Here is a 23,482-nt window from a genome sequence, read left to right as displayed (position 1 = left end):
GGGCCTACATCGCTTCAAACAGCCCGGCCGCGCCCATGCCGGTGCCGATGCACATGGTGACCAACCCGTACTTGCCGCCCGTGCGGCGCAGCCCGTGCGTGATGGTTGCCGTGCGGATCGCGCCGGTGGCGCCCAGCGGGTGGCCCAGCGCGATGGCGCCGCCCAGCGGGTTGACCTTGGCCGGGTCCAGCTTCAGTTCGCGAATCACGGCCAGCGATTGCGCGGCGAAGGCCTCGTTCAGCTCGATCCAGTCCAGCGCGTCCTGCGTGATGCCGGCGCGTTGCAGCACCTTGGGGATGGCGGCAACGGGGCCGATGCCCATCACTTCGGGCGGCACGCCGGCGACCGAGAAGCTGACGAAGCGCGCCAGCGGGCTCAGGTTGAATTCGCGCAGGATGCGGTCGGACACCAGCACTACGGCAGCCGCACCGTCGGACATCTGCGAGCTATTGCCCGCCGTGACGCTGCCGCGCGTCGAGAACACCGGGCGCAACCGCGCCAAGGCTTCGGCGCTGCTGTCCGGGCGCGGGCCTTCGTCCACCTCGACCAGCCTGCGCGCCACCCGCACCGCGCCGCTGGCGCCGTCGGGCAGATGCGATACCACTTCATAAGGCGTGGTCTCGGCGCGGAAATGGCCGGCCGCAATCGCCGCGCAGGCTTTCTGGTGCGAGGCCAGTGCGAAGGCGTCCTGGTCTTCGCGCGACACCTTCCAGCGTTCCGCGACCTTTTCGCCCGTCAGCCCCATGCCGAACGCCATGCCGATGTTCTCGTCATGGGCAAAGATCTCGGGGTTCATCGACACCTTGTTGCCCATGATCTGCGGCATTGCGCTCATGGATTCGGTGCCCGCGCCGATCATGATGTCGGCTTCGCCCATGCGGATGCGCGCGGCGGCGTCGGCCACCGCCTGCAAGCCGGACGCGCAGAAGCGGTTCACGGTGACGCCCGCGACGCTTTGCGGCAGGCCCGCCAGCAGCAAGCCGATGCGCGCCACGTTCATGCCTTGTTCGGCCTCGGGCATGGCGCAGCCGGCAATGACGTCTTCGATGCGCGCGGTGTCCAGCGACGGCACCTGCGCCAGCGCGCCGTTCAGCGCGGCGGCCAGCATGTCATCGGGCCGCGTGGTGATGTAGGCGCCGTTGCGCTTGCCTACCGGCAGGCGCGTGGCGGCGACGATGTAAGCGTCTTGAATCTGCTTGGTCATGATCGTTTCCTCAGTTGCGCAACGGCTTGCCGGTTTCGAGTGTGTGGCGGATGCGGGCCTGGGTTTCAGGCGTGCGCAACAGAGCCACGAACTCGCGGCGCTCGACCGCCAGCAGCCATTCTTCGTCCACCTTCGTGCCGGTCTCGACCTCGCCTCCGCACAGGGCCACGGCGGCGCTGCGCGCCACGCGGTAATCGTGCGCGCTGATCATGCCGCCTTCGCGCATGTTGACCAGCACCATCTCGAAGTTGGCGATGCCATTGCGTCCCGCGACGGGGATGTTCGACAGGCGTGGCGGCGGCGTGTAGCCCGCTTCGGCGGCGGCGCGGGCCTGGCCAATGGCCACGAACAGCAGCTCGTCGGGATGGAACAGCACCACGTCGTGCGCGCGGGCGAACCCGGCGTCGATGGCTTCCAGCGCGCTCTTGGCCACCTGCGCCATGGCGATGGTCTGGAAGACCGGTTGCAGGTACGGGAAGACTTCACCGGGCGTGGCGGTCTTGGCGGCAAGCGCCGCCGCACGGCCGGCGAATTCCTTGCTGCCGCCGCCGGCCGGGATCAACCCGACACCGGCTTCCACCAGGCCGATATAGCTTTCCAGCGCCAACACGCGGTGCGAGGCATGCATCAGGAATTCGCAGCCCCCGCCCAGCGCCATGCCCTGCACGGCGGCCACCGTGGGAATGCGGGCGTACTTGAACGATTGCGAGGCGCGTTGGAATTTCTCAACCATCGCTTCCAGCATGTCGAACTTGCCCTCGGCGCAAGCCTGCACCACCTGCTGCAAGTTGGCGCCCACGGCAAAGGGCGGTTCGTGCCAGATCACCAGGCCGTCGAAATCGCGTTCGGCGCGGGCGACGGCTTGCAGCACGCCTTCCAGCACTTCACCGCCCAGCGTGTGGTTCTTGGACGTGACGGACAGGATGGCGATGCCGGGGTCCACGTCCGGCAGGTTCCACAGGCGCACGCCTTCGTTGTCCCAGACGGTAACGCCACGGTCGTCGGGGCCTTCGCCAAACACGCGTTCGGGGAACAGCTGGCGGCGATACACCGGCAAGGACGAACGCGGATGCAGCTTGCCCGTGCGCGCGGAATACGAACCCTGCGGCGCGTGCACGCCCTGGCGGTCGGCTTCCTGCACCCAGGCGGGCAGGGGCGCGTTGCTCATGGCGCGGCCGGCGGCGATGTCGTCCGCCACGGCGGCGGCAATGGCCTGCCAGCCGGCGGCCTGCCAGGTTTCAAACGGGCCTTGCGACCAGCCGAACCCCCAGCGCATGGCCAGGTCCAGGTCGCGCGCGTTGTCGGCCACGTGTTCAAGCTGCACGGCGCTGTAGTGGAAGATGTCGCGGAACAGGCCCCACAGGAACTGCGCCTGCGGGTGGGTGCTGGCGCGCAGGGCGGCAAAGCGCTTGGCCGGGTCGCGTTCTTTCAACAGCGCGGCCACTTCGTCGGCCAGCTTGCCGGCGCTGGGCACATAGTCTTGCGCGTTCAGGTCCAGCACCAGGATGTCGCGGCCCTGTTTGCGGTAGACGCCGGCGCCGGTTTTCTGGCCCAGCGCGCCCTTTTGGATCAGCGCCGACAGCCAGTCGGGCAACGCGAAGTAGCGGTGCCAGGGGTCATCGGGCAGGTTCTTTTCCATGGTGCCGACCACGTGGGCCAGCGTATCCAGGCCCACCACGTCCGCCGTGCGGTAGGTGGCGCTTTTGGGCCGGCCGATCTTCGGGCCGGTCAACGCGTCGACTTCGTCAAAGCCCAGGCCCAGCCGCGCGGTGTGGTGCATGGCGGCCAGGATGGAAAACACGCCGATGCGGTTCGCCACGAAGTTGGGCGTGTCCAGTGCGCGGATCACGCCCTTGCCCAGCGTTGACGTCAGCCAGGTTTCCAGCTGGTCCAGCACGGCCGGCTGTGTATGCGACGTGGCAATGATCTCCACCAGCCGCATGTAGCGGGGCGGGTTGAAAAAATGGATGCCGCAGAAGCGCTCGCGCAGGCTTGCGGGCAGGGCGTTGGCCAGCGCGTCGATCGACAGGCCGGACGTGTTGGACGCGATGATGGCGTCGGGCGACACATGCGGAGCGATCCGCTCGTAGAGCGCCGTCTTCCAGTCCATGCGTTCGGCGATGGCCTCGATGACCAGGTCGCAGCCGCGCAGCGCATCCAGGTGGTCGTCGTAGTTCGCGGGAGTGATCAGGGCAAGGCGGGCCGCGCCGGCCAGCGGTGCGGGTTCCAGTTTTTTCAGTCCGGCCAGCGCCTTGTTGACGATGCCGTTGCGATCGCCTTCACGGGCGGCCAGATCGAACAGCGTGACGGGCACGCCGGCATTGGCCAGGTGGGCGGCAATCTGCGCGCCCATGACGCCGGCGCCCAGGACGGCAACGTGTTTGACGACGAACTTGCTCAAGGGGATTCTCCTGTGTAAAGCGGGCGGGCGGCGCGCGGCCGCCCACCCGCGCAAGGCTAGAAGCGGGACGACAGTTGCAGGCCCACGATGTGGCCGCTGCTGTCATAGGTGCCCGCCACGCGGCCCTTGGTCGCCTGGCTGCCGGACGTCGTGTCGATGTCCGTCTTGCGCAGGTACAGATAGGTGTAGCCCAGATCCAGCGTGGTGTTCTTGGTGGCCGCCCACTGCACGCCGGTCGAGAACCAGTAGCGGTCGTTATCGGGCAGGGAGGTGGGGCGGTCGGCCTTGTCATGCACCGGCGACTGGTCGTACGCCAGGCCGAACTTCCACTTCCAGTCGGGGGCGAACTTGTAGTTCGCGCCCAGTGCGACGCGCCAGGTGTCGCGGAAGTTCAGCGGCAGTTCGTCATCGCGCGCGCCGGGGCCGGAGTTGCGGATCTTCAGTTCGGGGATGCTGCTCCAGCCCGTCCAGGACACGTCGCCCAGCAGTTCCCAGCGCTCGTTCAACTGATGCGCGGCGCTCAGGATCAACGTGTCGGGCAGGTCCACCGAGGCCTTGGCGTCAAACGACACCGATTGCTTGGTGGGGCCGATGCTGGTGATGTCGGTGTCGCCCTTGGCGGTGTGCTTGATCTTCGAGCGGTACGACAGGCCGATGCGCGTGTCCTCGGTGGGTTGCAGCATGAAGCCCACGTTCCAGCCCCACGCGTCGCCCTTCAGGTTCAGGTCGGCGTCGCCGTTGGTGGCGACCGGCAGGCCCGCAATCGGCACCACCGTTTTCTTCTTGTAGTTGGCGTCGATGTGTTGCCAGTTCAGCCCGAAGCCCATCGAGAACTTTTCGTTGACCTTGTAGGCAATCGACGGGTTCACGTTGATTGTCTTGATCTCGAATTTGTTCGAATGGTATTGGCCGACCCAGCCGTCGTCGTATTCGGTCATCAGGCCGAACGGCGCGCCGACGCCCAGGCCGATGTACCACTGCTCGTTCAATTGCCAGGAGGCGTAGAGGTTGGGCACCACGCCCAGGTTGCCCGCATCGCCGCCGTTGCCGCCGGTGGGGGCCGACCCGTTCAGGCCCGAGCCGGGCAGGCCGGGAACGCTGGGATTACGGCTGTTGCCGTTGTCCTTGAACTTGAACGAGGGCTTGATCAAATTGACCCCGCCCGAAAAGTTCACGCCGGGCAGGTACGTCATGCCGGCCGGGTTGAAGTAAATGATGCTGGCGTTTTCCGGATTTGCCGCCGAGCCTGCGTAAGCGTTGCCCAGGCCACTGGCGTTCTGCTCTAAAAGCTGAAAGCCGGCGGCGTAGGACGTTGCGGACGCGCCCAGGCCGACCACAAGGGCCGACAAGGTGCTCAGGGACAATGAACGTCTGCGCATGGTACTGCCTCCTCGAGTTGGATGTATGTCTCTACTTGCACTGCCGGTCTGTTTGTGACCCCGGTCTATTCGGCGTTAGCCGGTTTGCTGCTGCGCCAGGCATGGCTGGCCTGGTAATGCAGGGGTCCGCCCGTGAAAGGCGCGAACCCCGTTCCAAAAATGACCCCGGCATCGGCCGAGTCGGCATCGGCGACCACGCCGGACTGCACGCGTTCCAGGGTGGCGTCCACCAAGGGCTGGATCAGGCGCTGCGCCAGCCCGGCGGGGGCGGCCGTGGTGGTGGTGCTGCTGCCGCTGCTGCTGCTGCTGCTGCTGCTGCTGCCGTGTCCGGCGGCGCCTTTGCCTTGCTTGACCGGTTTGCCGTCGCGCCACGTATAGAAGCCCTTGCCGCTTTTCTTGCCCAGGTCGCCGCGCGCCAGGCGTTCGGCCAGGCAGCGCGGCGGCTCGGCGCCACCGGCCAGTTGCTCGCCTGCCGCGCGCGCAATGTCCAGGCCGACGGTGTCGGCCAGTTCCAGCGGCCCCATCGGCATGCCGAATTCGACCATGGCGGCATCCACCGTTTCCGGCGCCATGCCGTCGTCCACGCTGCGCATGGCTTGCAGCATATAGGGCGCCAGCACGGCGTTGACGAGGAATCCCGGCGCGCTCTTGACGGGAAGCGCCAGTTTGTCGATCTGGCCCACGAATGCGCAGGCGCGCGCCGTGGCCTCGCCCGAATCGCCCTCGGCATGCACCACTTCCACCAGCGGCATCTTGGCCACGGGGTTGAAGAAGTGGATGCCCACCAGACGCTCGGGGCGAGCCAGCCCGCTGCGCAGCGTTTCCAGCGACAGGCTGGACGTGTTGGTGGCCAGCAGCGCGTCGGCCTGCATGCGCGGTTCCAGCGACGCGTACAACGCGCGCTTGGCCTCGGGTTGTTCGCTGATGGCTTCGATGATGATGTCGGCGCGCGGCACGCCGCCGCCGGTGGGATCGGGTATCAGGCGGTCCAGCGCGGCGCGAACCAGGCGCGGGTCTTTCAGGCGGCGCGCATACAGCGTGGCGGCACGTTCGATGGCCGGTGCGATGCGCGCGATGTCCTGGTCTTGCAGCGTCACCGTCAAGCCCTTGTACGCGCACCAGGCCGCGATGTCGCCGCCCATGGTGCCGGCGCCCACCACGTGCACATGGCGGGCCGGCGTGACGCCGGTCTGCTTGCCGTTGGCCTTCAGGCGCTCTTGCAGGCGGAACACGCGCAACAGGTTGCGCGCGGTGTCTGACGAAATGATCGCGTCGATCAGGTCAGGCGCCTGCAAGGCGTTGCCGCCGTGCTTTTCCCATAGCGTGACGATGGCGGGCGCGGCGGGGTAGTGGCCCAGCGGGTCCTTGGCGGTAATCTGCTTGCGTGCGCGGTTGGCGACCAGGGCCTTGAAGGGCCAGCGGTTGGCCCAGGCGCCGATACCACGCGCGCGGCGCGGCGGCTTTTTCGACAGCACCAACTGGCGCGCCGCAGCCTGTAGCAAACGCGGTGGCACGCGCGCGTCGGCCAGGCCCAGCGCGGCGGCGCGTCGCGCATCCGCGCCCCGGCCGGTCAGCATCATGTCCAGCGCGGCGGGCGCGCCGATCACCTGCGGCAAGCGCAGCATGCCGCCCCAGCCCGGGAAGATGCCCAGCATGACTTCGGGCAGCGCCAACGACGTGCCGGGCTGATCGGCGACCAGGCGGTAGCGGCACGCCAGCGCCAATTCAAGCCCGCCGCCCAGGCAGTGGCCCTGGATCAGGGCAAGGGTGGGGTAGCGCACGGCGGCCAGGCGGTTGAACAGGTTCCAACCACGTGCGATCAGGCCGCGCGCCTGTTCGGGCGTGTCCAGGCTGGCGAATTCGTTGACGTCGGCGCCCACGATGAAACCGGTGGCCTTGCCCGACTGAATGATCAGGCCGGCCGGCGGCGCGGCGTCCAGCGCGTCCAGCACCACGGCCAGTTCGGCCATCGTGTCGGCCGACAGCGCGTTCACGGCGCTGCCTGCGCGGTCGAACGTCAGGCGGGCCAGGCCGTCGGGGTCGCGGTCCAGGCGCCAGTGGGAAAGCGTGTCCATGGTCGTCATGGGCGGTCCTCGTCCAGGGTTTCAACCAGCATCGCGCCGCCTTGGCCGCCGCCGATGCAGATGGCGGCCATGCCGCGCTTGGCGCCACGGCGCTTCAACGCTTCAAGCAGATGCAGCACGATGCGCGCGCCGGACGCACCCACCGGGTGGCCGATGGCGATGGCGCCGCCGTCCACATTCAGCTTGGCCGGGTCCAGCGGCCCCCATGCTGGCGTACCGAAATGCGCTTGGCAATAGGCATCGTCGCGCCATGCCGCCAGGCACCCTAGCACCTGCGCGGCGAAGGCTTCGTTGATCTCCCACAAGTCCAGGTCATTCAAGCCCAGGCCATGGCGTTGCAGGATGGGCGTGGCCGCATGTACCGGCCCCAGGCCCATTTGCGCGGGGTCCAGGCCGGCCCACTGGCTGTCCACAATGCGGCCAAGGGGGCGCAGGTTCCACTTGGCCACCGCTTCTTCGGACGCCAACACCAGCATGGCGGCGCCGTCGGTCACCTGCGAACTATTGCCCGCCGTGATGTTGCCCCAGGGTTTGTCGAACACCGGCCGCAGCTTGGCCAGTTTTTCGGGCGTGGAATCCTCGCGCACGCCGTCATCGTCGGGGTAGAACTTGCCTTTGTTGTCGATCAGCGGCGTGATTTCATTGAGCGCACCGGCCGCGCGCGCGGCCAGGACGCGCTGGTGGCTGCCCGCCGCATAGGCGTCCATGGCGGCGCGGTCGATGCCGAAACGGGTGGCTACGTTTTCCGCCGTCTGGCCCATCGACAAGCCCACCACCGGGTCGGTCAACCCCTTTAGCAGCCCGATGACGGGCGCCAGGTTCTTCAGCCTGAAGCCGCGCAGCGCTGCCAGCTTGGCGCCGATGCCGCGCGCCGCGTACCAGCCGGACAGCCAGCGCACCATGTCGTCGGAAAACAGCAGCGGGGCACGGGACAAGGCGTCGGTGCCGCCCGCCAGCACCAGCTGCGACCGGCCGGTTTGAATATTGGCGATGCCGGAATCCAGGGCCTGCATGCCGGACGCGCAATTGCGCATCACGGTCCATCCGGGCACGTGGTTGCCGCAACCCACGCGCAGCGCAATCACGCGGCCGATGTTGACTTCATCCGGCGACGGCGCGGCGCAGCCGATGATGACTTCGTCCAGATCCGTGGGGGCATAGGGTTGGCGCAGCAGCAGGGCGCGGCCGGCTTGTACGGCCAGGTCCCCGGCCGAGAACGGGCCGGGGCCGGTGCGCGCTTTCAGGAAGGGCGTGCGAGTCCCGTCAATGACGTAAACCGGTTTGAATGCCATCGGTTTCCTCCGTCAGGCGACCTTGCGTTCGGCGGCGGGCCGGTCGGCCTGTGCCTTGCCCAGGTCAAAGGGGAAATCATCCACGTGCACCACGGTATCGCGCAAGCTGTTGCGGTGCTTGACCACGGCGTACTCTTCGGCGGTGATGCCACCGGCCGCGTAGGCGGCGTCGGCGATATCGCGCACGTTGGCTTGCGGGTTGCCTTGCAGGGCGCCGCGCTTTTCAAGTTCGCGGATCTTGGCTTCGATGGGCTCGGCGGCAAGCGTGGCCGCCAGCGCCAGTTCGATGGCGCCCACGGGCTCATCAGCGGTGGCGGGCAGGTGGCAGCCCGAGGTCAGGCGGTCGCGCGTGGCGCTGGGGCTGATCAACAGCCGCGCCACGTCCTGGCCCAGCGCGTCGGACGGCGGCGTCTGCGTGCGGCCCCACGGGAAGATCAGACGCGCCAAGGTCCAGGCCACGAAACGGTTGGGCGTGTTTGCCAGCACGCCGTCAAAGGCTTCCTGCAACTTGAACAGCGCGTCCTGGATGGACCAGTGCGCCAGCGGCGCATCGGCGGCCTGGCGGCCTTCGTCTTCAAAGCGCTTGAGCGTGGCGCTGATCAGGTACATCTGCGACAGCACGTCGCCCAAGCGCGCCGACAGGCGTTCGCGGCGTTTCAGGCTGCCGCCCAGCACAAGCATCATCGAGTCGGCCAGCAGCGCGAAGGCGGCGGAATACCGGCTAAGCAGCTGGTAGTAGCCCTTCATGTCGGGCGCCACGTCGGCGTTCACGGCAACAAAGCGCGCGCCGGTCAGCGCAGTGCCCAGGGTGCGCAACGTGTTCTTGGCCACAAAGCCCACGTGACCCCAGAACGCGCGATCAAAATCGTCCAGCCCTTGTTTGGCGTTGGGCGATTGCGCCGCCTGCATTTCCGCCAGCACGTAGGGATGGCAGCGAATCGCGCCTTGTCCGAAGATGATCAGGCTGCGCGTCAGGATGTTGGCGCCTTCAACAGTGATGCCGATGGGAATCTGCTGATACGCGCGGCCCAGGAAGTTGTTGGGGCCCAGGCAGATGCCCTTGCCGCCGATCACGTCCATGCCGTCGTTGACGACCTGGCGGGCGCGTTCGGTCACATGGTATTTGACGATGGCGGACACGACAGACGGCTTCTCGCCCAGGTCGACGGCGCCCGCCGTCATGCTGCGCGCGGCATCCATCATGTAGGTGTGGCCGCCGATACGCGCCAGCGCTTCTTCCACGCCTTCAAACTTGCCCACGGGCATGCGGAACTGGCTGCGCACGCGGGCATAGCCGCCCACGGCGCGCGCCGTGAGCTTGGACATGCCGGTGTTGGACGAGGGCAGCGATATGGACCGGCCGGCGGCCAGGCATTCCATCAGCATGCGCCAGCCTTGGCCCGCCATGGCCGGGCCGCCGATGATGAAGTCCAGCGGCATGAAGACGTCGGTGCCGCGCGTCGGGCCGTTCATGAACATGGCGTTCAGCGGGAAGTGGCGGCGGCCGGTGTCCACGCCGGGGTGGTCGTGCGGCACCAGCGCGCAAGTGATGCCCAGGTCTTTCTTGCCGCCCAGCAGGCCATCGGGGTCGTACAGGCGGAACGCCAGCCCCAGCAGCGTGCAGACCGGGGCCAGCGTGATGTAGCGCTTGTCCCAGGTGACGCGCATGCCGATCACTTCGCGGCCTTGCCATTCGCCCTTGCAGACGATGCCGCTGTCGGGAATGGCCGCGGCGTCGGAACCGGCCCACGGGCTGGTCAACGCAAAGGCCGGCACCTCGTCGCCACGCGCCAGGCGCGGCAGGTAGTGGTTCTTCTGTTCGTCGGTGCCGTAGTGCAGCAGCAGTTCGGCCGGGCCCAGCGAGTTCGGCACCATCACCGACACAGCCAGCGCGGACGAGCGCGTGGACAGCTTGGTCACGATTTCGGAATGCGCGTAGGCCGAAAATCCCAGGCCGCCGTATTCCTTCGGGATGATCATGCCCAGGAAACCCTGGGTCTTCAGATAGGTCCACACGTCCGCCGGCAGGTCGTAGCGTTCCTGCGTGACGCTCCAGTCATTGACCATGCGGCAGGCCTGCTCGGCCTGGTTGTCCAGGAACTGTTGTTCGGCGTCGGTCAGGCGCGGGCGCGGGTAGGCCAGCAGACGGCTCCAGTCCGGGCGGCCCCGAAACAGTTCGCCTTCCCACCATACGGTGCCGGCTTCCAGCGCGTCGCGCTCGGTGTCGGACATCTGCGGCAGCACCTTGCGATACAGGTTGAAGATGGGCGCCGACAACAGCGCCCGCCGCAGTGGCCGCACGCCCAGCACGATGGCGGCTAGCACCGCGATGACGACTAGCGTGAGGATGACTGCGGACATGTCTTTGTCTCCGTAAAGGGTGTTCTGGTCGGTCTGGTTCTGGTTCTGGGGATGCCGATGCTGATGCCGATGTCGGCTAGGCGCCGGCCACCGGTGGCAGCGGGGCGCGCAAGCCGCCCAGCAGGAAGCTCATCAGGCGGGGCAGCAGCAGTTCGGGGTTGTCGGGTTGTTCGGCTTCGTCCAGCTGCCAGCCCGTGACGGAACGCAGCAGGTCGGTGCCGATGATGGCGTACGACGTGGCGCCCAGCATGAACTGGAAGCGCCACACGATTTCAGCCTTGGGCACATCGGGCAGGGCGGCGAACAGGGCATTGCGATAGCGCTCCAGCACGTCCGCGTATTCCTCCGCGAACAGCGCGCGAATGAAATCGGACGGCTCGGTCATGGTGCGTTCAAGCAGCGGCAGGAAGGTGCTGCCGGCCTGGGCCGGGTCGGCGGCCAGGCGCAGCAGCGTGCCGAAAAAGGCGTCGACGATCTGCGACGGCTTGAGCGGCTTGCCTTCGGATTGCGCCTCAAGTTCGTCCAACAGGCGCAGGCGCTCGCGGTTCAGCACTTCCAGCCGCCGTTTCAGCACCGCTTGCACGAGTGACTCTTTAGAGCCGAAGTGATAGTTCACCGAAGCCAGATTGACGCCGGCCGCGCCGGTGATCTGGCGCATCGAGGTGCCCTCGTGGCCTTGCTGCGCAAAGAGCGCTTCGGCGGTGTCCAGGATGGATTCGCGGGTAGTGGGAGTTCTGATTTCTTGCATAAGGTTGAATTCAAACGTTCGTTTAAAAATCATTATGCGGCAGGGAAGAACGAGAAGCGAGCCTCGGCTATCCCCAATAGGGTTTACCCCTAACGTACGGACGCAGCATCCTTTGTGCACTAGGCAAGGGGCTTTTCATACCGGGTCAGCTAGACCAGAAGGATGAGCCGGCAGGCGCGCTTGCATGAGCCCGGATCGGCCGCCGGCACGAGCTTGAACCGTTCGTCCTCGGACGGCCGGCCTAGGATGAATGTGGTCTGGAAGGCGGGGGAAAAACGCCGCAGTATCAGCGCGAGGACTCAATTGCGTTGTACCGGCGATGCAAGGGGCTAGCCCGCGCACCAGGCCGGTGCGCTCGCCCTAGACGCCCTGACACAGGAGCGGGACATATGAAAACCTACCGAGTGGGACTGTTGGTTGACGGGTATGAGCAACCCGGCTGGATGCATGAGATGGTGGATTGGCTGGTCCATAGTCAGGATTTCGACATCTCGGCCTTATTGGTGATGAGCGGCGAGGGGGCCGAGAAGGCGCCGCGCCTGGCGGTCAAGGCGCTGTTCGGCACGTTGTCGCGCTTCGAGGCCCGGATGCTGCCGGCCAAGCAACGCCAGATGCTGTCTTGCGCGGACCTGCGCAAAAGCATGCCGTCGCCCTCAGTGCCGGTGCTGCCGCTGGAAGCGGGCGTGACCACGCCCGGCGCGCAGGACGCGGTCACTGCCCTGGGCCTGGATCTGGTCATCACGCTGGGCGCCTCGTGCGCCACTCGCGCGCAAATGGCCGACTGGGCGAGGATGGGGGTATGGCAATTGAGCTACTCCGATATCGCCGTGTCGACCAGCCGCTACGCCGGATTCTGGGAGGTGTTTCATCGCGAGGATCACACAACCGTAAAACTCTGGCGCATGGGAGCCAAGTCCGAACAGGACGAGCTGCTGGACCAGCGCAGTTTCAATACTGAAGTGTTCTGGTTGAAGAACCAGGCGCGCGCGTTCAGCCTGGGAAACTTCATGCTCTACGACGCCTTGCAGGCCCTGGCGCGCGCGCGCCAGAGCGAGCCGGCGCCCGACATGCAGATCATGAGCGGCCCGCGCCGGGCCGACCCGGCGGAGTGGGATAGCGCGGCGTATATTGCGCGCCAGGCGTGGTTAATGTCTGATTTGATTGTGCGGCGCATCATGAAGCGCAATGTGCGCTGGCGGATTGGTATGTTTCCGTCATCCCGGCAACAGGCGGTGGTATCGGAAGCCATGGTGCTGCAACCTCCCAAAGGTAGGTTCTTCGCAGATCCGTTTGTTTATACGCACGATAAAAAACCATATATATTTTTTGAAGATTACGACTTCACCTCCCGGAAGGGTACGATTTCGGTCGCGACCTACTCCGACGGGGCTTTCCGGCTGTTGGGCACTGCCTTGAACCTGCCTTATCACCTGTCGTTTCCATATATTTTTGAACACGAAGGTGTGACGTATATGGTTCCGGAAACGTGCGGAAATCGCAGTATTGAATTATGGAAATGCACTGAATTCCCGTTGAAATGGGAGCTTGATGTCACGTTGATGACCAATATATCCGCCGTTGATACCATTATTTTTAAACACGGAGAATATTGGTGGCTATTAACAAATATCGATCGAACGGACGGCCAAAGCCATTGCGACGAGCTGTTTGCGTTTTTCTCGGATTCGCCGCGCTCGACCGAGTGGACGCCGCACGCTTGCAACCCCATCGTGCGCAACCCCATGCGCGCCCGCAACGCCGGAATCGTTGTGTCGCCTAGCGGAGAGGTGATCCGCTGCGCCCAGTACCAAGGCTTTTGCCACTACGGCAAGGGCGTGTCCCTGAACCGCATCGAAGAGCTGACGCCGTCCACGTATGTGGAAACGGATGGCGAAATCCACTACGCCAGCTTTTTGCGCAAGCGTCATGCTTCAATGCACCATTGGCACCATCAGGGGGGTCATACCGTATTTGACTTCGCCTATATGGAGTAAATGGAGCGTAGCGTTCCAAAATAAAAATGTTACCTATATTGCGATTCGGCGATCCGCAGCGGGCAGGGGTGTGTCTGCGGAAACATATCGAAAATTATTTGGTCCAAATTTCGGCATATCGGCCGTGAGGGGCTTGCGCCCGGTCGCGGCTTTTTTATGGCCCCAATTTGGCCGACAGCGTTACGAATCAAGCCTCTTGGCGCGGGTCCCCATAGGGGGGAAGCCGTCATCGCCCCAGGGGAGTCAGTGAAAACCCTAGCGGTAAAAAGGCGGAGAGGGCGCTCTCATCCGTATTTACGAGAGTGATTAAGGCTAACGAATGATTTCTGTTTTTATCGGATTATATCGCCCTGAAACGTCTTGATTTTGAAGGTTTCGAACCATAAGATGGGTTCATGCCATCCGTTATGTTGGCTACCAAAGTTGCCCAGCCCAAATGCCCCGGTCCAGCTTCATTAGATATTCCGGGATATTGCGGACCACCCCCGCGGGGCTGGAAAAAAAATAGTCTTCAGCACAGCGAAGATCCCTTCTAGGCCCGTCGAAAAACCGGGAGGACACCATGGCCAAGATGGTCCTGATTGAAGCCCATCCGCTACTGCGGTTGGGGTTGTGGCAGATACTTAGCAAGTTGGACGATGTGTGGGAAATCGAGGGTATGGGCTTGGCGGACTTGTCCAAGGCCGATGGCGCGCACGCTGGCGCCGATCTCTTGATCTATGGGTTGCCGGTGGATACCGATGAAGCCTGGAGCGCGCTGCACGAAATTCAGCGCGTTCTGACGCCCAAGCGGATTCTGCTGCTGACCGATGTGATGCCGTTGCCGATGCCGGTGCAAGGTTTGCCTGGCGCCAGCGTGTATGGCTGCTTGATGAAGACGGCTTCGGTCGAAATCCTGGAAGCCGCGATTCGCCTGGTCATGGCCGGCGGTCAGTGCTTCCCCAGCGAGCAGGCATTGCAAGCGCCAGCCGCGACGGTCTGCGCGTTGCCGGCACGTGATGGCGACGACGCTTCCAGCAAGGGCTCCATGCCGGTCAGCGCCGGTGCGCAGCTGCTTCAGATCACGCCGCGTCAGTACGAAGTGCTGGTGTTGCTGGCTCGGGGGTATCCGATCAAGACGGTCAGCCGCATGCTGAACATCTCGGTCGCTACCGCAAAGACGCATGCTTGCACGCTTTATCAGCGTCTGCATGTCAAGAACAAGGGCGAAGCCGTATACGCAGCGCTGCAACGCGGCGCAACCTTGGAATGGCATGAACCCAATGGCAGGGAATCGGACGCCGGGCAGATCTATGGGCGCAAGCTCGGCTAGCAAGAACGGGCGCGCCGCCTGCCCGGCAGCCAGGAACAGGTCTGTTCTGTTGCTGCCGGGGTCGCCCCACCATCCCGCCTAAGTCATACATCGCAGTTGCCGCGGCCCTTTCGGATGCGGCTTTCCCCCACCATTCATCCTCCTGAACGAGATTCAGCGAACGGTGCCGCTGATAGCATGGGTTGTGTCCGCAAGCATGGGTCGAGAGCGCGAACCACCACGCCTCGCCATCGCGATCCAATAGCGCGGACAAGATTCCCTTGGGGTTGGCGCCGCACAGAACCTGCCATCGCAGTGTGATGCGCCGACGTCATGGGAACCGTGCATGGGCCATGTGTCACAAGGTTCTCCCCGGGATGACAACCGTACTGATCGAAGACTACGCTCTGCTTCGCGTCGCGATCCAGCATGTGCTGGAGCGTGTACGGAACGCCGACGACATCCTGGCTATATCGCCAGCTCATCTACTCAACATGTCCAGTTCGATCAACCGCCCGGTCGAGTTGCTGGTGATCGGTTGCAGCGGCATTGCCGAACAGGACATGGGGCTTATCTCGCAGGCCATGGCCTTCTTCATGCCCAGGCTGGTGCTGGTGCTGTATTCCGTGCTGGACCCCGCCGTGATGGGGGCGTGTGCGCGGGCAGGCGTGGCGGGCTATCTTCCCAAGGCTTCCAGCCCCGACGCGCTGGCCGCTGCCGTAAGCCTGGTCGTGGCGGGCGGCGAATGCTATCCGCAACCGGCCGGGCGGCCCCAAGGCGTCGCCCAGGCGCCCATGCAGGAACTGCGTGAACTGACACAACGCCAGGAAGAGATTCTTCAGCTGTTGGTGCAAGGCAAGACCATGCGCGAGATCGGCCAGCATGTCGGCATATCCGTGGCGACGGTCAAGAGCCACGCGCGCACGTTGTACTGGAAGTTGAACGCGCGCAACCAGGCCGAGGCCGCCTACATCGCGGTGCAGATGGGCCTGGTGCGTAGCGGCGGCCCGCCGCCCACCCCGAAGAAGGATGTGCTGGGCTAAGGGGAAGGGGGGCGGTCTCTTGCTCACCACGCCTGTCGGCCGGGGTTGCGCCCGGCCGATTGCTTTTGACTGCGGCCGGCAAGCGCAAAGCAAGCCAGGAGCCCGAAGGCAAAGGCAAAAGGCCAAAACCAAAAGGGCAAAACCAAAAGGCCAGAACCGAAACCATAAAAAAAACGGTAGAGATCCGTCGATCTCTACCGCTCCTTAAACGCTTGAATCTCCCGCCCAGCCAGCCGCTACCGTTCGCCCTCGCGCGGGACTGCATCCACCGCTGCCGCTGCCGTTGCCGCTGCCCCCTTCGTTGCGCGCTTGCCCACCACCTTGGCGAATTCGCGTTCCGCCGCCGCCAGCACGGCATCCACGTGCAGGTGGTTCAACGCATACTGGCGCGCGGCGGCGCCCAGCGTTTCGCGGATCTGCGCGTTGTAGCTTAGCTTGCGCACCGCCTCGGCCATGGCCTCGGCGTCTTCGGGCGGCGTCAGCAGCCCGCAGCGCGCCACCACGCCGGCAAGCTCGGTGCCCGGCGCCGCGCCGCACACCACCGGGCGGCCGCTGGCCAGCATGCCGGTCAGCTTGGACGGCATCACCAGGTCGGCCGCGCCCGCGCGTTGCGGCAGCAGATGGATGTCGGCCGTGTTCAGCAACGCGCCCAGCCGATCGGCCGGCTGCAAGTCCAGGAAGCGTACGCGGGGCAAACCCTGGCACGCCGCTTCCAATGGCGCGCGCTCGGGTCCCTGACCGCAAAAGATGAACCACAGGCGGCTTTCGCGGCCCAGGCGCCGCGCCACGTCGGCCAGCGTCTGCAAGCCTTGCTTGCCGCCCATGTTGCCGGAATACAGCGCCACGATCGCATTGGCGGGTATGCCCAGCTGGGCACGGTAATCGCCACCCTCCGTGCGCGGCGTGATGGCGTTGACGTCGATCCAGTTGGGCAGCAGCACGGCGCGGTCGGGCTCGACACCCTTGGCGATGGCCAGGTCCAGCATGCGATTCGAAATGGTCGACACGCGGTCAAAGCGCCGCATCAGCCAGCGCTCGCCCCGCTTGACCAACGCGCGCAGGCCCGCTCCCTTGAGCAGGCCCAGTTCAAAGGCCGCGTCGACCTCGTAGTCCTGAATATGCAGCCACGCGCGCGCGCCGCACAGCCGCGCCGTGATCCATGCCGCGGGCGCGCAGAACAGCGCCGGTTCCACCACCAGGATCAGGTCCGGCCGGCCGGCTGCCGCGCGTAGCAGCGAGGGCAGGCTGGAGACCGCGAAGCTGGCCAGATGGATCAACCGCTTCAGGCCACCGGGGCGCGCGGGCACCCACAGCGGCGCTCGCCGCACGGTCACGCCGCGCCGCTCTTCTTTGCGATAGCGGCCGGCGCGGTAGCCGTCGTGCACCTGCCATTGCGGATAGTAGGGCGGGGCGGTCACCACGCTGACCTGGTGCCCGTGCGCGGCCAGCCACTCGGCCAGCTCGGCGCTGTACTTGCCGATGCCGGTCAGTTCGGGCGCGTAGTTGATCCCGTAGATCAGGATCTTCATGGCGCCGTCGCCATGCGTGGGCGCACCGGGCGGCAGGGGTTGCCGTGGCACACCATCGCCGCCGGCATATTGCGAAACACGGAACTGCGCGCGCCCACCACCGCTTCACGGCCGATCGTCACGCCCGGCCCCACGAAAACATCGGTGGCGACCCAGGCGCCGTCTTCCACGCGCACCGCGCGTTCGCGCAAGGGAAAGTCGGGCTGGCCGGCGTCGTGGTCGGCGGCGCACAGGTAGCTGCGCTGCGACACCACGGCGTGGGCGCCGATGTGGATGGGGCCCAGGCTGTACAGCACCGCGTCATCGCCGATCCAGGCGTAATCGCCAATCTGCACCTTCCACGGGTAGGTCACCGTGGCGGACGGGCGAATCAAAACCTTCTTGCCCACCTGCGCGCCAAAGCAGCGCAGCAGCCAGCGCCGAAAGCCATACGCCACCTGGGGCGACCATCGAAACAGCGTGGCCTGCACCGTCCACCACAGTTGCACCGTCAGCGCCGAGCGGCCGCGCTGGCCGGGGGCCAGCGCAAAGCGGTCCAATTGCTGAAGCGCGCTCATTTGGCGGCCCCCGGCACGGCGTCCGCCTGGGTTCCGTTGGCGCGCGCCAGACGGGCCTTTTGCAACTCTTCGGTCTTGATGCGGATCTGCCAGTAGTACATGGCACGCGCCACCGCGTAGTCGTAGCCCGCCTTGCCATCCAGGAATCCCAGGCGGAACACGTACGAATGCAGGAACGAGATGGGCGCCTTGAACGGCATGGCCTGGAAAATGCGCTTGAGCAACGCGCGCGCGCCCACGTTGGCCTCGCGCGGATCGTTCATCAGCCCCTTGGTGCGCAGGTTGGCTTCCCAATCCGAATAGCGGTTGTGCTTGTCGAAATAGTGGAACAGGGAATCGTGGTCGTTATGCACCATGCGCTGGCGCAGCGCAAAGGTCTCGCCCTTGACCTGCGGCTGGTAGTGGCCTTCCACTTCCCACATATGCGCCACGTCCAGGTCGTCGTAGTCCAGAAAGCGCGATTGGTCGCGCGCCAGCAGCGCCAGCTTGTAGACGCGGTGGCCGTGCACCAGCTTCTTGCCGCAGAACACGTAATCAAAAGGCACGAACGCGCCGCCCGCGCCCGCCGCGAAGCGCGGCAGCACCTCGCGAATTTCGGCGGCAAGCTGCGGCGTCATTTCTTCGTCCGCGTCCACGTACAACACCACCGGATGCGAGAAGGGCAGTTGCTCCAGGCACCACTGCTTTTTCTTCGGGTACTTGCCGTTCCACTGGAAATTGGACACGCGGGCGCCCAGGGCGGTGGCCATCGCGCAGGTGGCGTCGGTGCTGTTTGAGTCCACCACGAACACTTCATCAAACTCCACCAGCGCCTTCAGGCACTTGGCGATGTTGCGCTCTTCGTTCTTCGTCATGACAACCACGGATACCGGTATTTTCTGCATGATGCTGTCCTGTTCAGGGCGTGCCGCGTTGCATCAGCGGCTGGAATAGCGCGATGACGTTGCGGCAGTGCCGCTCTAGGGAAAAGGCGTCGGCGCGTTCGGGGCCTTGCGCGGCCAGCTGTTCGCGCATCTTGGCGTCGTAGGCCAGCCGGCGCACGGCGTCGGCCAAGGCTGCCGCGTCGCCCACCGGCACCAGCAGCCCGTAGCGCCCGGCGTCCAGAATCTCGGCGGGTCCGTGCGGACAGTCGGTGGAAATCACCGGTACGCCCAGGCACAAGGCTTCCACCAGCACGTTGCCGAAGCTCTCGCGGATGGACGTCAGCACAAACGCGCCGGCGCTGGCGATGACGGGAAACGGATTGTCGATGTGGCCGGCCAGCGTGACCGGGCTGCGGGACGGGCGCTCGTCGATGCGCTTTTGCAGCGCGTCGTGTTCGGACCCTTCGCCCAGGATGGTGAAGGCGATGCCCGGGTCGTCCAGCAAGGCGGCCGCATCCACCAGCGTGGCGTAGTCCTTCACGGCTTCCAGCCGGCCCACCGCCACCACGTGATAGGGCGCGGCAGCATCGCCTTGCGTGCGCTGCGCGCCTTGGCGGCGCACGTTGTCCAGCGGCACGCCGTTGTAGATGGTGTGGACCTTGCCGCGCAGCGGCGGAAACATGCTGACCAAATCTTCCTTGACGCCGCGCGACACGCCCACCACCGCGTCGTGGCGCCGATACGTCTGGCTGACCAGCCAGCACTTCAGCCGACGCATGCGCGAGGCGCCGTAGTGGATGGCCGGGCTGCTGTGCTCGAATGCCACGGTGCGAAACGTGCCGCCCAGTAGCTTGCGGGCCAGCACCACCAGCATGTTGCACAGCAGCCCGTGCGAACACACGATGGCCGGCTTGTCGCGGCGGATCTGCGCCAGCAGGCGCATAAAGGCTACGGGCAGCATCAGCCGCAGCTTGGTGGGCGATTCAATGATGGGCAGGGCGCGCGTCACCTTCGGGTTGGCGACGGGGTATTCGCGGTTGCGCGAACGCAGCAGGAACAGGCCCGAATCAACGCCCTGTTCCGGCAGGGCATCCACGATGAAGGCAACGCATCTACCGACGCCGCCGTGCAAGTCTGGCGCGACAAACAAGACATCAGGCATGAGGAATCACTCGAGGTGGCGTCCGGCGCACGGCATCCGGACGGTGGCTGGGGGATAGCGGCGCACGGGGCGCGTCCGCGCGGGGCACGGGCATGATCTGCGCATTGCGCATCAACGACAGGCAATAGCACAACAGGAAGCCGGTGAACGCGGTCTTGGGCGCGTAGGCCAGCCCACCGGACAGTGAATCGATGAAGATGTAGATGGGCGCCGTGGCCAACAGGTAGCGCCGGTGCATTTCCAGGCCGGGGTGCGCGTATCGCCGCAGCAGCGTCAGCAGCAATATCAGCAAGGGCGGCAGCATGATCATGATGGTGCCGACCACGCCGAACTTCATCAGGTAAAAGGCCCAGGAGTTATGCGCGAACGTGCTCAGTTCAAAGCCGTTTTCGCCCATGACCCAGCTGCGAAAGCCCGCGCCCTTGCCGAACACGGGGCTTTCGGCAAAGTAGTCCATCTGCCCCTGCATTTCCTGGATGCGCGCGCCGTAGCTGGAATCTTCGTCCAGCTTTTCCACGCTGAAAATGCGGTTGCTCAGCACGTCCAGGTAGCCGATGCTGGCAAACACCAACACGCCCGCGACGGCGGCGGGGGCAAAGATCAGCACCGCGCGCCGGCGCAGCTCGGGGCCGGTGCCCAGCAGCACAGCAATCACCACCGATATCGCCAGTTGCAGGTACTGGCTGCGGTTCAGCGAAAACACCAGCGCCAGCAGCATGTACAGCGTCAACGCGTAGGCCTTGGGTCCGGACACGTTCAAGGTGCGCCGGAACGTCAGCAGCGACACCACGCCAAACGGAATGGCCCACACGCCCAGCCGCACGTTGCGCAGCGGGTTCGACACGCTGAACCCCTGCAATTGTTCCAGCAGCATCAGCGTGGCCACCGCCAGGCAGGCCGCCACGATGTACTTCTGCAACACCGCGTAGGCGGCCGGGCTGTCGATGTCCTTGTAGCAAAGGAACGGCGTGCACAAGAAGTAGAAGACGATGCGCAGGTCGCGCGCCACGTCGCCGGTTTCAATGCCGGGGTGGTGCATCGACACCAGCAGCAGATAGATCACCGACATGGCCTGCAAGCCCAGCAGCGCGCCAAGCAGGCCGCGCGGCAGGGCGTAGGCGCTGGGCTCGGCCAGCCGCAGCGCCTTGACGGCCAGCATGGCCACGAACAGCACATCGAAGGGCGACAGCTTGAAGCTGCCCACGCCCAGGATGAAGCGGTCGTCGTTCAGGGCCAGCGCGGTGAAGGCGAACAGGCCCAGCAGGTGCAAAGTGGATAAGCGGCGGTGCGGGCTCATGTCGGCGTCGTCCTAGTGCGCGGCCCAGTCGTCGCGTCCGAAGATCTTGGTGGTCAGCTTTTCGAACAGGTACGACAAGTCGCCCTGGCGCGCGTGCGCGGCCACCTTGGAGGCGCGGCATGACAGTTCGAACAGCTTGCCAAGGCCCGGTTCGGTGCGCCGGATGCGCGTGACGATCTGTTCGCGTTCCTCCAGCAGCACGTCCTGCATCAGCGCGGTCTTGGTTTCGTCATGCGCGGTGTAGACGCCCAGCGCATCGGGCACGATCAGGTTCTTGCCTTCGCGCAGCAGCCGGCTCCACAGCTCCAGGTCCATGCAGTAGCGCATGCTTTCCTGCAACAGCCCGTACTTGCGCAGCAGGTCGCGGCGGAAGATGGCCGACTGGTTGGGTATGGACGCCTTGACCACCGTCAGCGTGCCGCGATTGACCGGCGTGTAGTGGATCTTGCGGAAGATGTGGTTGTTGGCGTCGGCCACGAACAGGTTGCCGCTGACGATCGGCGCGCGGCCCCGCGCGGCCGCCGCGCCCAGCTTGCGCAAGGCGCCGGGGAAATACAGGTCATCGGAATTCTGCCAGCCGACATAGTCGCCCGTGGCGCGTTCAAAGCCCTTGTTGATGGCATGGGACTGGCCGCGGTCCGGGGTGCTTTCCCAGTACGTCAGGTAGCGCTCGTACTTGCGGATGATGTCCACGCTGCCATCGGTCGAGCCGCCGTCGATGATGATGTATTCCAGACGCGGATAGCCCTGGTTCAGCACCGACAGGATGGTGCGCTCCAGGAACTTGGCCTGGTTGTACGAGGGGGTCACGATGGTCACCTTGGGCAACAGGCCGCCGGCGATCGGCGCGGGCGGGCGCAGCTCGCGGACGAAGTCGATGAGCTGACGTGAATACTCGTTATGACGCTTGCGCATGTAAGACCTCAGCATGTAGGTGTTATCGGGTGGCCGCTGGCAACGCGCCCGGAAATTCGGGGCGGGATTGACGGATGGCGAGGGCCACGCCGGCCAGCGTGATCGCCGCATACGCCATGCGGCCCCACGCCGCGGCGTGTTCGCCCGCCGCGTGCACCAGGCCCGCCATGACACACAGCATCGCCAGTCCGCCCAACCCGTTCAGGATGGCGACGGCGCGGGAATTGCCCAGCCCCAGCAAAGAAAAGTGGGCCGCGGCGTTCAGCGACAGCAGCCCGGAGGCCACGATCAACAATTGGAAAGTGCCCAGATGACCGGCCGCCACGTTGTCGCCTAGCAGCAGGTTCAACAAGGGATGGCTCACGGCCAGCACGGCCAGCGTGGCGGTGGCGGACAGCACCAGGTTCCATCCCATCATGCGGCGAATCTCGCGTTCGACGGCGCCCGCGTAGGGCGGCGACACCGACAAGCGCGTCACGCGCGGCATGGCCTTCTGGAAGATGGCCACCGAAGCGGTATGGATGATCTGGCCAACCTGCACGCCCACCGTGTAGATGGCCAGCGCGGCCGGCCCCATCATGCTGCCCACCAGCACGCGGTCGACCGAGCCGAAGGCCAGTGCGCTAAGGCTGTTCAGCCATGACCAGCGTGAAAACTTGAAGGCGTCCATCATGGCGCCCCGATCGCGCACCGGCCGCACCAGCACATGGCCGTAGGTGCGCGAGAACACGCGCATTTTCACGCTGCCCGCCACCAGCAGCCCCAGCGCCTGCGCCAGGCCGGTGTAGGTGGGCGACGCGGTCATCCAGGCGGTGGCGCAGGCCAGCGCCATGGTGCCGCTGCGGCTGAAAACCTCGCACAGCGCGGTGGCGCGAAAGTCCTCTCGGCCTTTCAGGCAGCCCGAAAACAATTGGTCGTATTGCTGCGTCAGGTAGATGGCCAGCGCCGGCAAGGCCAGCAGCGTGACCGCCACGCCGCCGAACGTGGCGGCGGGCCAGGCCAGCCCCACCACGGCCCAGAGCAACACGGCCGCCAGCGTCACCACGCCCAGCGCGCAGCCGATCAGCGACATGCTGACCCCCGCCGCGCGATACGCGCCGCCGGGCTCGTGCATCCGCTCGGACACCAGCTTGGTGGCGGTCACGGCCGCGCCCAGGTTGGCGGCGTTGCCGAAGCCGGCCAGCGCGATGATCATCGAGTACTGGCCGAAGCCCACCGTGCCCAACTGCCGAAACAGGATGGGCAGGGCGATCAGCGCCGCGACCGGGCCGATGCCGTATTCCACCAGCCCCCAGAAGGAGGCGTTGCCGGCGATGTGTTTCCTGACGAATCCAAACATCGGGGAAGCCTGTGGTGAGTGCT

General features: G+C 65.6%; 17 protein-coding genes. 3 read left to right on the top strand and 14 right to left on the bottom strand.

The genetic code is table 11. From position 1 onward, the window contains the following. Positions 1-4: 4 nt before the first annotated feature. The 7 genes from DVB37_RS18255 to DVB37_RS18225 form a co-directional block, all read right to left on the bottom strand. Positions 5-1,204 (bottom strand): acetyl-CoA C-acyltransferase, encoded by a 1,200-nt coding sequence (locus DVB37_RS18255; RefSeq protein ID WP_120156379.1) that lies wholly within the window; start codon positions 1,202-1,204, stop codon positions 5-7. 10 nt (positions 1,205-1,214) lie between these two features. Next, the gene (locus DVB37_RS18250; protein ID WP_120156378.1) at positions 1,215-3,605 is read right to left on the bottom strand and encodes a 3-hydroxyacyl-CoA dehydrogenase NAD-binding domain-containing protein; all 2,391 of its coding nucleotides are present in this window, start codon (positions 3,603-3,605) and stop codon (positions 1,215-1,217) included. Between the two features lie 56 nt (positions 3,606-3,661). Beyond that, positions 3,662-4,984 (bottom strand): OmpP1/FadL family transporter, encoded by a 1,323-nt coding sequence (locus DVB37_RS18245; RefSeq protein ID WP_104144256.1) that lies wholly within the window; start codon positions 4,982-4,984, stop codon positions 3,662-3,664. Positions 4,985-5,049: 65 nt separating this feature from the next. After that, positions 5,050-7,068: a 3-hydroxyacyl-CoA dehydrogenase NAD-binding domain-containing protein gene (locus DVB37_RS18240; RefSeq protein ID WP_120156377.1), complete on the bottom strand. Its 2,019-nt coding sequence runs from the start codon at positions 7,066-7,068 to the stop codon at positions 5,050-5,052. Further along, complete coding sequence (locus DVB37_RS18235) at positions 7,065-8,360, bottom strand: acetyl-CoA C-acetyltransferase (protein ID WP_120156376.1); 1,296 nt, start codon at positions 8,358-8,360, stop codon at positions 7,065-7,067. The genes DVB37_RS18240 and DVB37_RS18235 overlap by 4 nt, the downstream gene beginning before the upstream one ends. A gap of 12 nt (positions 8,361-8,372) precedes the next feature. Then, the gene (locus DVB37_RS18230) at positions 8,373-10,721 is read right to left on the bottom strand and encodes an acyl-CoA dehydrogenase (protein ID WP_120156375.1); all 2,349 of its coding nucleotides are present in this window, start codon (positions 10,719-10,721) and stop codon (positions 8,373-8,375) included. A gap of 76 nt (positions 10,722-10,797) precedes the next feature. Then, positions 10,798-11,469, bottom strand: a complete 672-nt coding sequence (locus tag DVB37_RS18225; protein WP_046804126.1) for a TetR/AcrR family transcriptional regulator — start codon at positions 11,467-11,469, stop codon at positions 10,798-10,800. 389 nt (positions 11,470-11,858) lie between these two features. Between DVB37_RS18225 and DVB37_RS18220 the strand changes: the two genes are divergently transcribed. From DVB37_RS18220 to DVB37_RS18210, 3 genes are all read left to right on the top strand, one after another. Continuing rightward, positions 11,859-13,463: a hypothetical protein gene (locus DVB37_RS18220; RefSeq protein ID WP_046804125.1), complete on the top strand. Its 1,605-nt coding sequence runs from the start codon at positions 11,859-11,861 to the stop codon at positions 13,461-13,463. Positions 13,464-14,025: 562 nt separating this feature from the next. Beyond that, the gene (locus tag DVB37_RS18215; protein ID WP_104144260.1) at positions 14,026-14,775 is read left to right on the top strand and encodes a response regulator transcription factor; all 750 of its coding nucleotides are present in this window, start codon (positions 14,026-14,028) and stop codon (positions 14,773-14,775) included. A 356-nt stretch (positions 14,776-15,131) separates the two neighbouring features. Continuing rightward, positions 15,132-15,797, top strand: coding sequence for a response regulator transcription factor (locus DVB37_RS18210; RefSeq protein ID WP_046804123.1), 666 nt, complete (start codon positions 15,132-15,134; stop codon positions 15,795-15,797). A 236-nt stretch (positions 15,798-16,033) separates the two neighbouring features. Here the strand turns inward: DVB37_RS18210 and DVB37_RS18205 are convergent, their stop codons facing one another. Genes DVB37_RS18205 through DVB37_RS18175 form a run of 7 tightly spaced genes read right to left on the bottom strand, consistent with a single transcriptional unit; the run spans position 16,034 to position 23,459 of the window. Beyond that, complete coding sequence (locus tag DVB37_RS18205) at positions 16,034-17,326, bottom strand: glycosyltransferase WbuB (protein WP_120156374.1); 1,293 nt, start codon at positions 17,324-17,326, stop codon at positions 16,034-16,036. Then, positions 17,323-17,883, bottom strand: a complete 561-nt coding sequence (locus DVB37_RS18200) for a putative colanic acid biosynthesis acetyltransferase (protein WP_046804121.1) — start codon at positions 17,881-17,883, stop codon at positions 17,323-17,325. The genes DVB37_RS18205 and DVB37_RS18200 overlap by 4 nt, the downstream gene beginning before the upstream one ends. Next, positions 17,880-18,767 (bottom strand): glycosyltransferase family 2 protein, encoded by an 888-nt coding sequence (locus DVB37_RS18195; RefSeq protein WP_104144263.1) that lies wholly within the window; start codon positions 18,765-18,767, stop codon positions 17,880-17,882. Before DVB37_RS18195 ends, DVB37_RS18200 begins: the two co-directional genes overlap by 4 nt. A 13-nt stretch (positions 18,768-18,780) precedes the next feature. Beyond that, positions 18,781-19,908: a glycosyltransferase gene (locus DVB37_RS18190; RefSeq protein WP_120156373.1), complete on the bottom strand. Its 1,128-nt coding sequence runs from the start codon at positions 19,906-19,908 to the stop codon at positions 18,781-18,783. After that, positions 19,901-21,205 (bottom strand): O-antigen ligase family protein, encoded by a 1,305-nt coding sequence (locus DVB37_RS18185; protein ID WP_046804118.1) that lies wholly within the window; start codon positions 21,203-21,205, stop codon positions 19,901-19,903. The genes DVB37_RS18190 and DVB37_RS18185 overlap by 8 nt, the downstream gene beginning before the upstream one ends. A 12-nt stretch (positions 21,206-21,217) precedes the next feature. Then, positions 21,218-22,120: a glycosyltransferase family 2 protein gene (locus tag DVB37_RS18180; RefSeq protein ID WP_046804117.1), complete on the bottom strand. Its 903-nt coding sequence runs from the start codon at positions 22,118-22,120 to the stop codon at positions 21,218-21,220. 22 nt (positions 22,121-22,142) lie between these two features. Further along, positions 22,143-23,459, bottom strand: coding sequence for an oligosaccharide flippase family protein (locus DVB37_RS18175; protein ID WP_120156372.1), 1,317 nt, complete (start codon positions 23,457-23,459; stop codon positions 22,143-22,145). Between the last annotated feature and the right edge of the window lie 23 nt (positions 23,460-23,482).

It is taken from the genome of Achromobacter sp. B7 (genome assembly GCF_003600685.1).
Classification (GTDB): domain Bacteria; phylum Pseudomonadota; class Gammaproteobacteria; order Burkholderiales; family Burkholderiaceae_B; genus Achromobacter; species Achromobacter spanius_B.
This window is presented reverse-complemented; position numbering and strand designations above follow the sequence as displayed.

Excerpts from the sequence above, each read along its gene's own strand:
- DVB37_RS18225 (WP_046804126.1), bottom strand. The coding sequence starts at position 11,469 with ATGCAAGAAATCAGAACTCCCACTACCCGCGAATCCATCCTGGACACC.
- DVB37_RS18210 (WP_046804123.1), top strand. The coding sequence starts at position 15,132 with ATGACAACCGTACTGATCGAAGACTACGCTCTGCTTCGCGTCGCGATC.
- DVB37_RS18230 (WP_120156375.1), bottom strand. The coding sequence starts at position 10,721 with ATGTCCGCAGTCATCCTCACGCTAGTCGTCATCGCGGTGCTAGCCGCC.
- DVB37_RS18245 (WP_104144256.1), bottom strand. The coding sequence starts at position 4,984 with ATGCGCAGACGTTCATTGTCCCTGAGCACCTTGTCGGCCCTTGTGGTC.
- DVB37_RS18200 (WP_046804121.1), bottom strand. The coding sequence starts at position 17,883 with ATGAGCGCGCTTCAGCAATTGGACCGCTTTGCGCTGGCCCCCGGCCAG.
- DVB37_RS18235 (WP_120156376.1), bottom strand. The coding sequence starts at position 8,360 with ATGGCATTCAAACCGGTTTACGTCATTGACGGGACTCGCACGCCCTTC.
- DVB37_RS18220 (WP_046804125.1), top strand. The coding sequence starts at position 11,859 with ATGAAAACCTACCGAGTGGGACTGTTGGTTGACGGGTATGAGCAACCC.
- DVB37_RS18185 (WP_046804118.1), bottom strand. The coding sequence starts at position 21,205 with ATGAGCCCGCACCGCCGCTTATCCACTTTGCACCTGCTGGGCCTGTTC.
- DVB37_RS18180 (WP_046804117.1), bottom strand. The coding sequence starts at position 22,120 with ATGCGCAAGCGTCATAACGAGTATTCACGTCAGCTCATCGACTTCGTC.
- DVB37_RS18175 (WP_120156372.1), bottom strand. The coding sequence starts at position 23,459 with ATGTTTGGATTCGTCAGGAAACACATCGCCGGCAACGCCTCCTTCTGG.
- DVB37_RS18215 (WP_104144260.1), top strand. The coding sequence starts at position 14,026 with ATGGCCAAGATGGTCCTGATTGAAGCCCATCCGCTACTGCGGTTGGGG.
- DVB37_RS18255 (WP_120156379.1), bottom strand. The coding sequence starts at position 1,204 with ATGACCAAGCAGATTCAAGACGCTTACATCGTCGCCGCCACGCGCCTG.
- DVB37_RS18195 (WP_104144263.1), bottom strand. The coding sequence starts at position 18,767 with ATGCAGAAAATACCGGTATCCGTGGTTGTCATGACGAAGAACGAAGAG.
- DVB37_RS18190 (WP_120156373.1), bottom strand. The coding sequence starts at position 19,908 with ATGCCTGATGTCTTGTTTGTCGCGCCAGACTTGCACGGCGGCGTCGGT.
- DVB37_RS18205 (WP_120156374.1), bottom strand. The coding sequence starts at position 17,326 with ATGAAGATCCTGATCTACGGGATCAACTACGCGCCCGAACTGACCGGC.
- DVB37_RS18240 (WP_120156377.1), bottom strand. The coding sequence starts at position 7,068 with ATGACGACCATGGACACGCTTTCCCACTGGCGCCTGGACCGCGACCCC.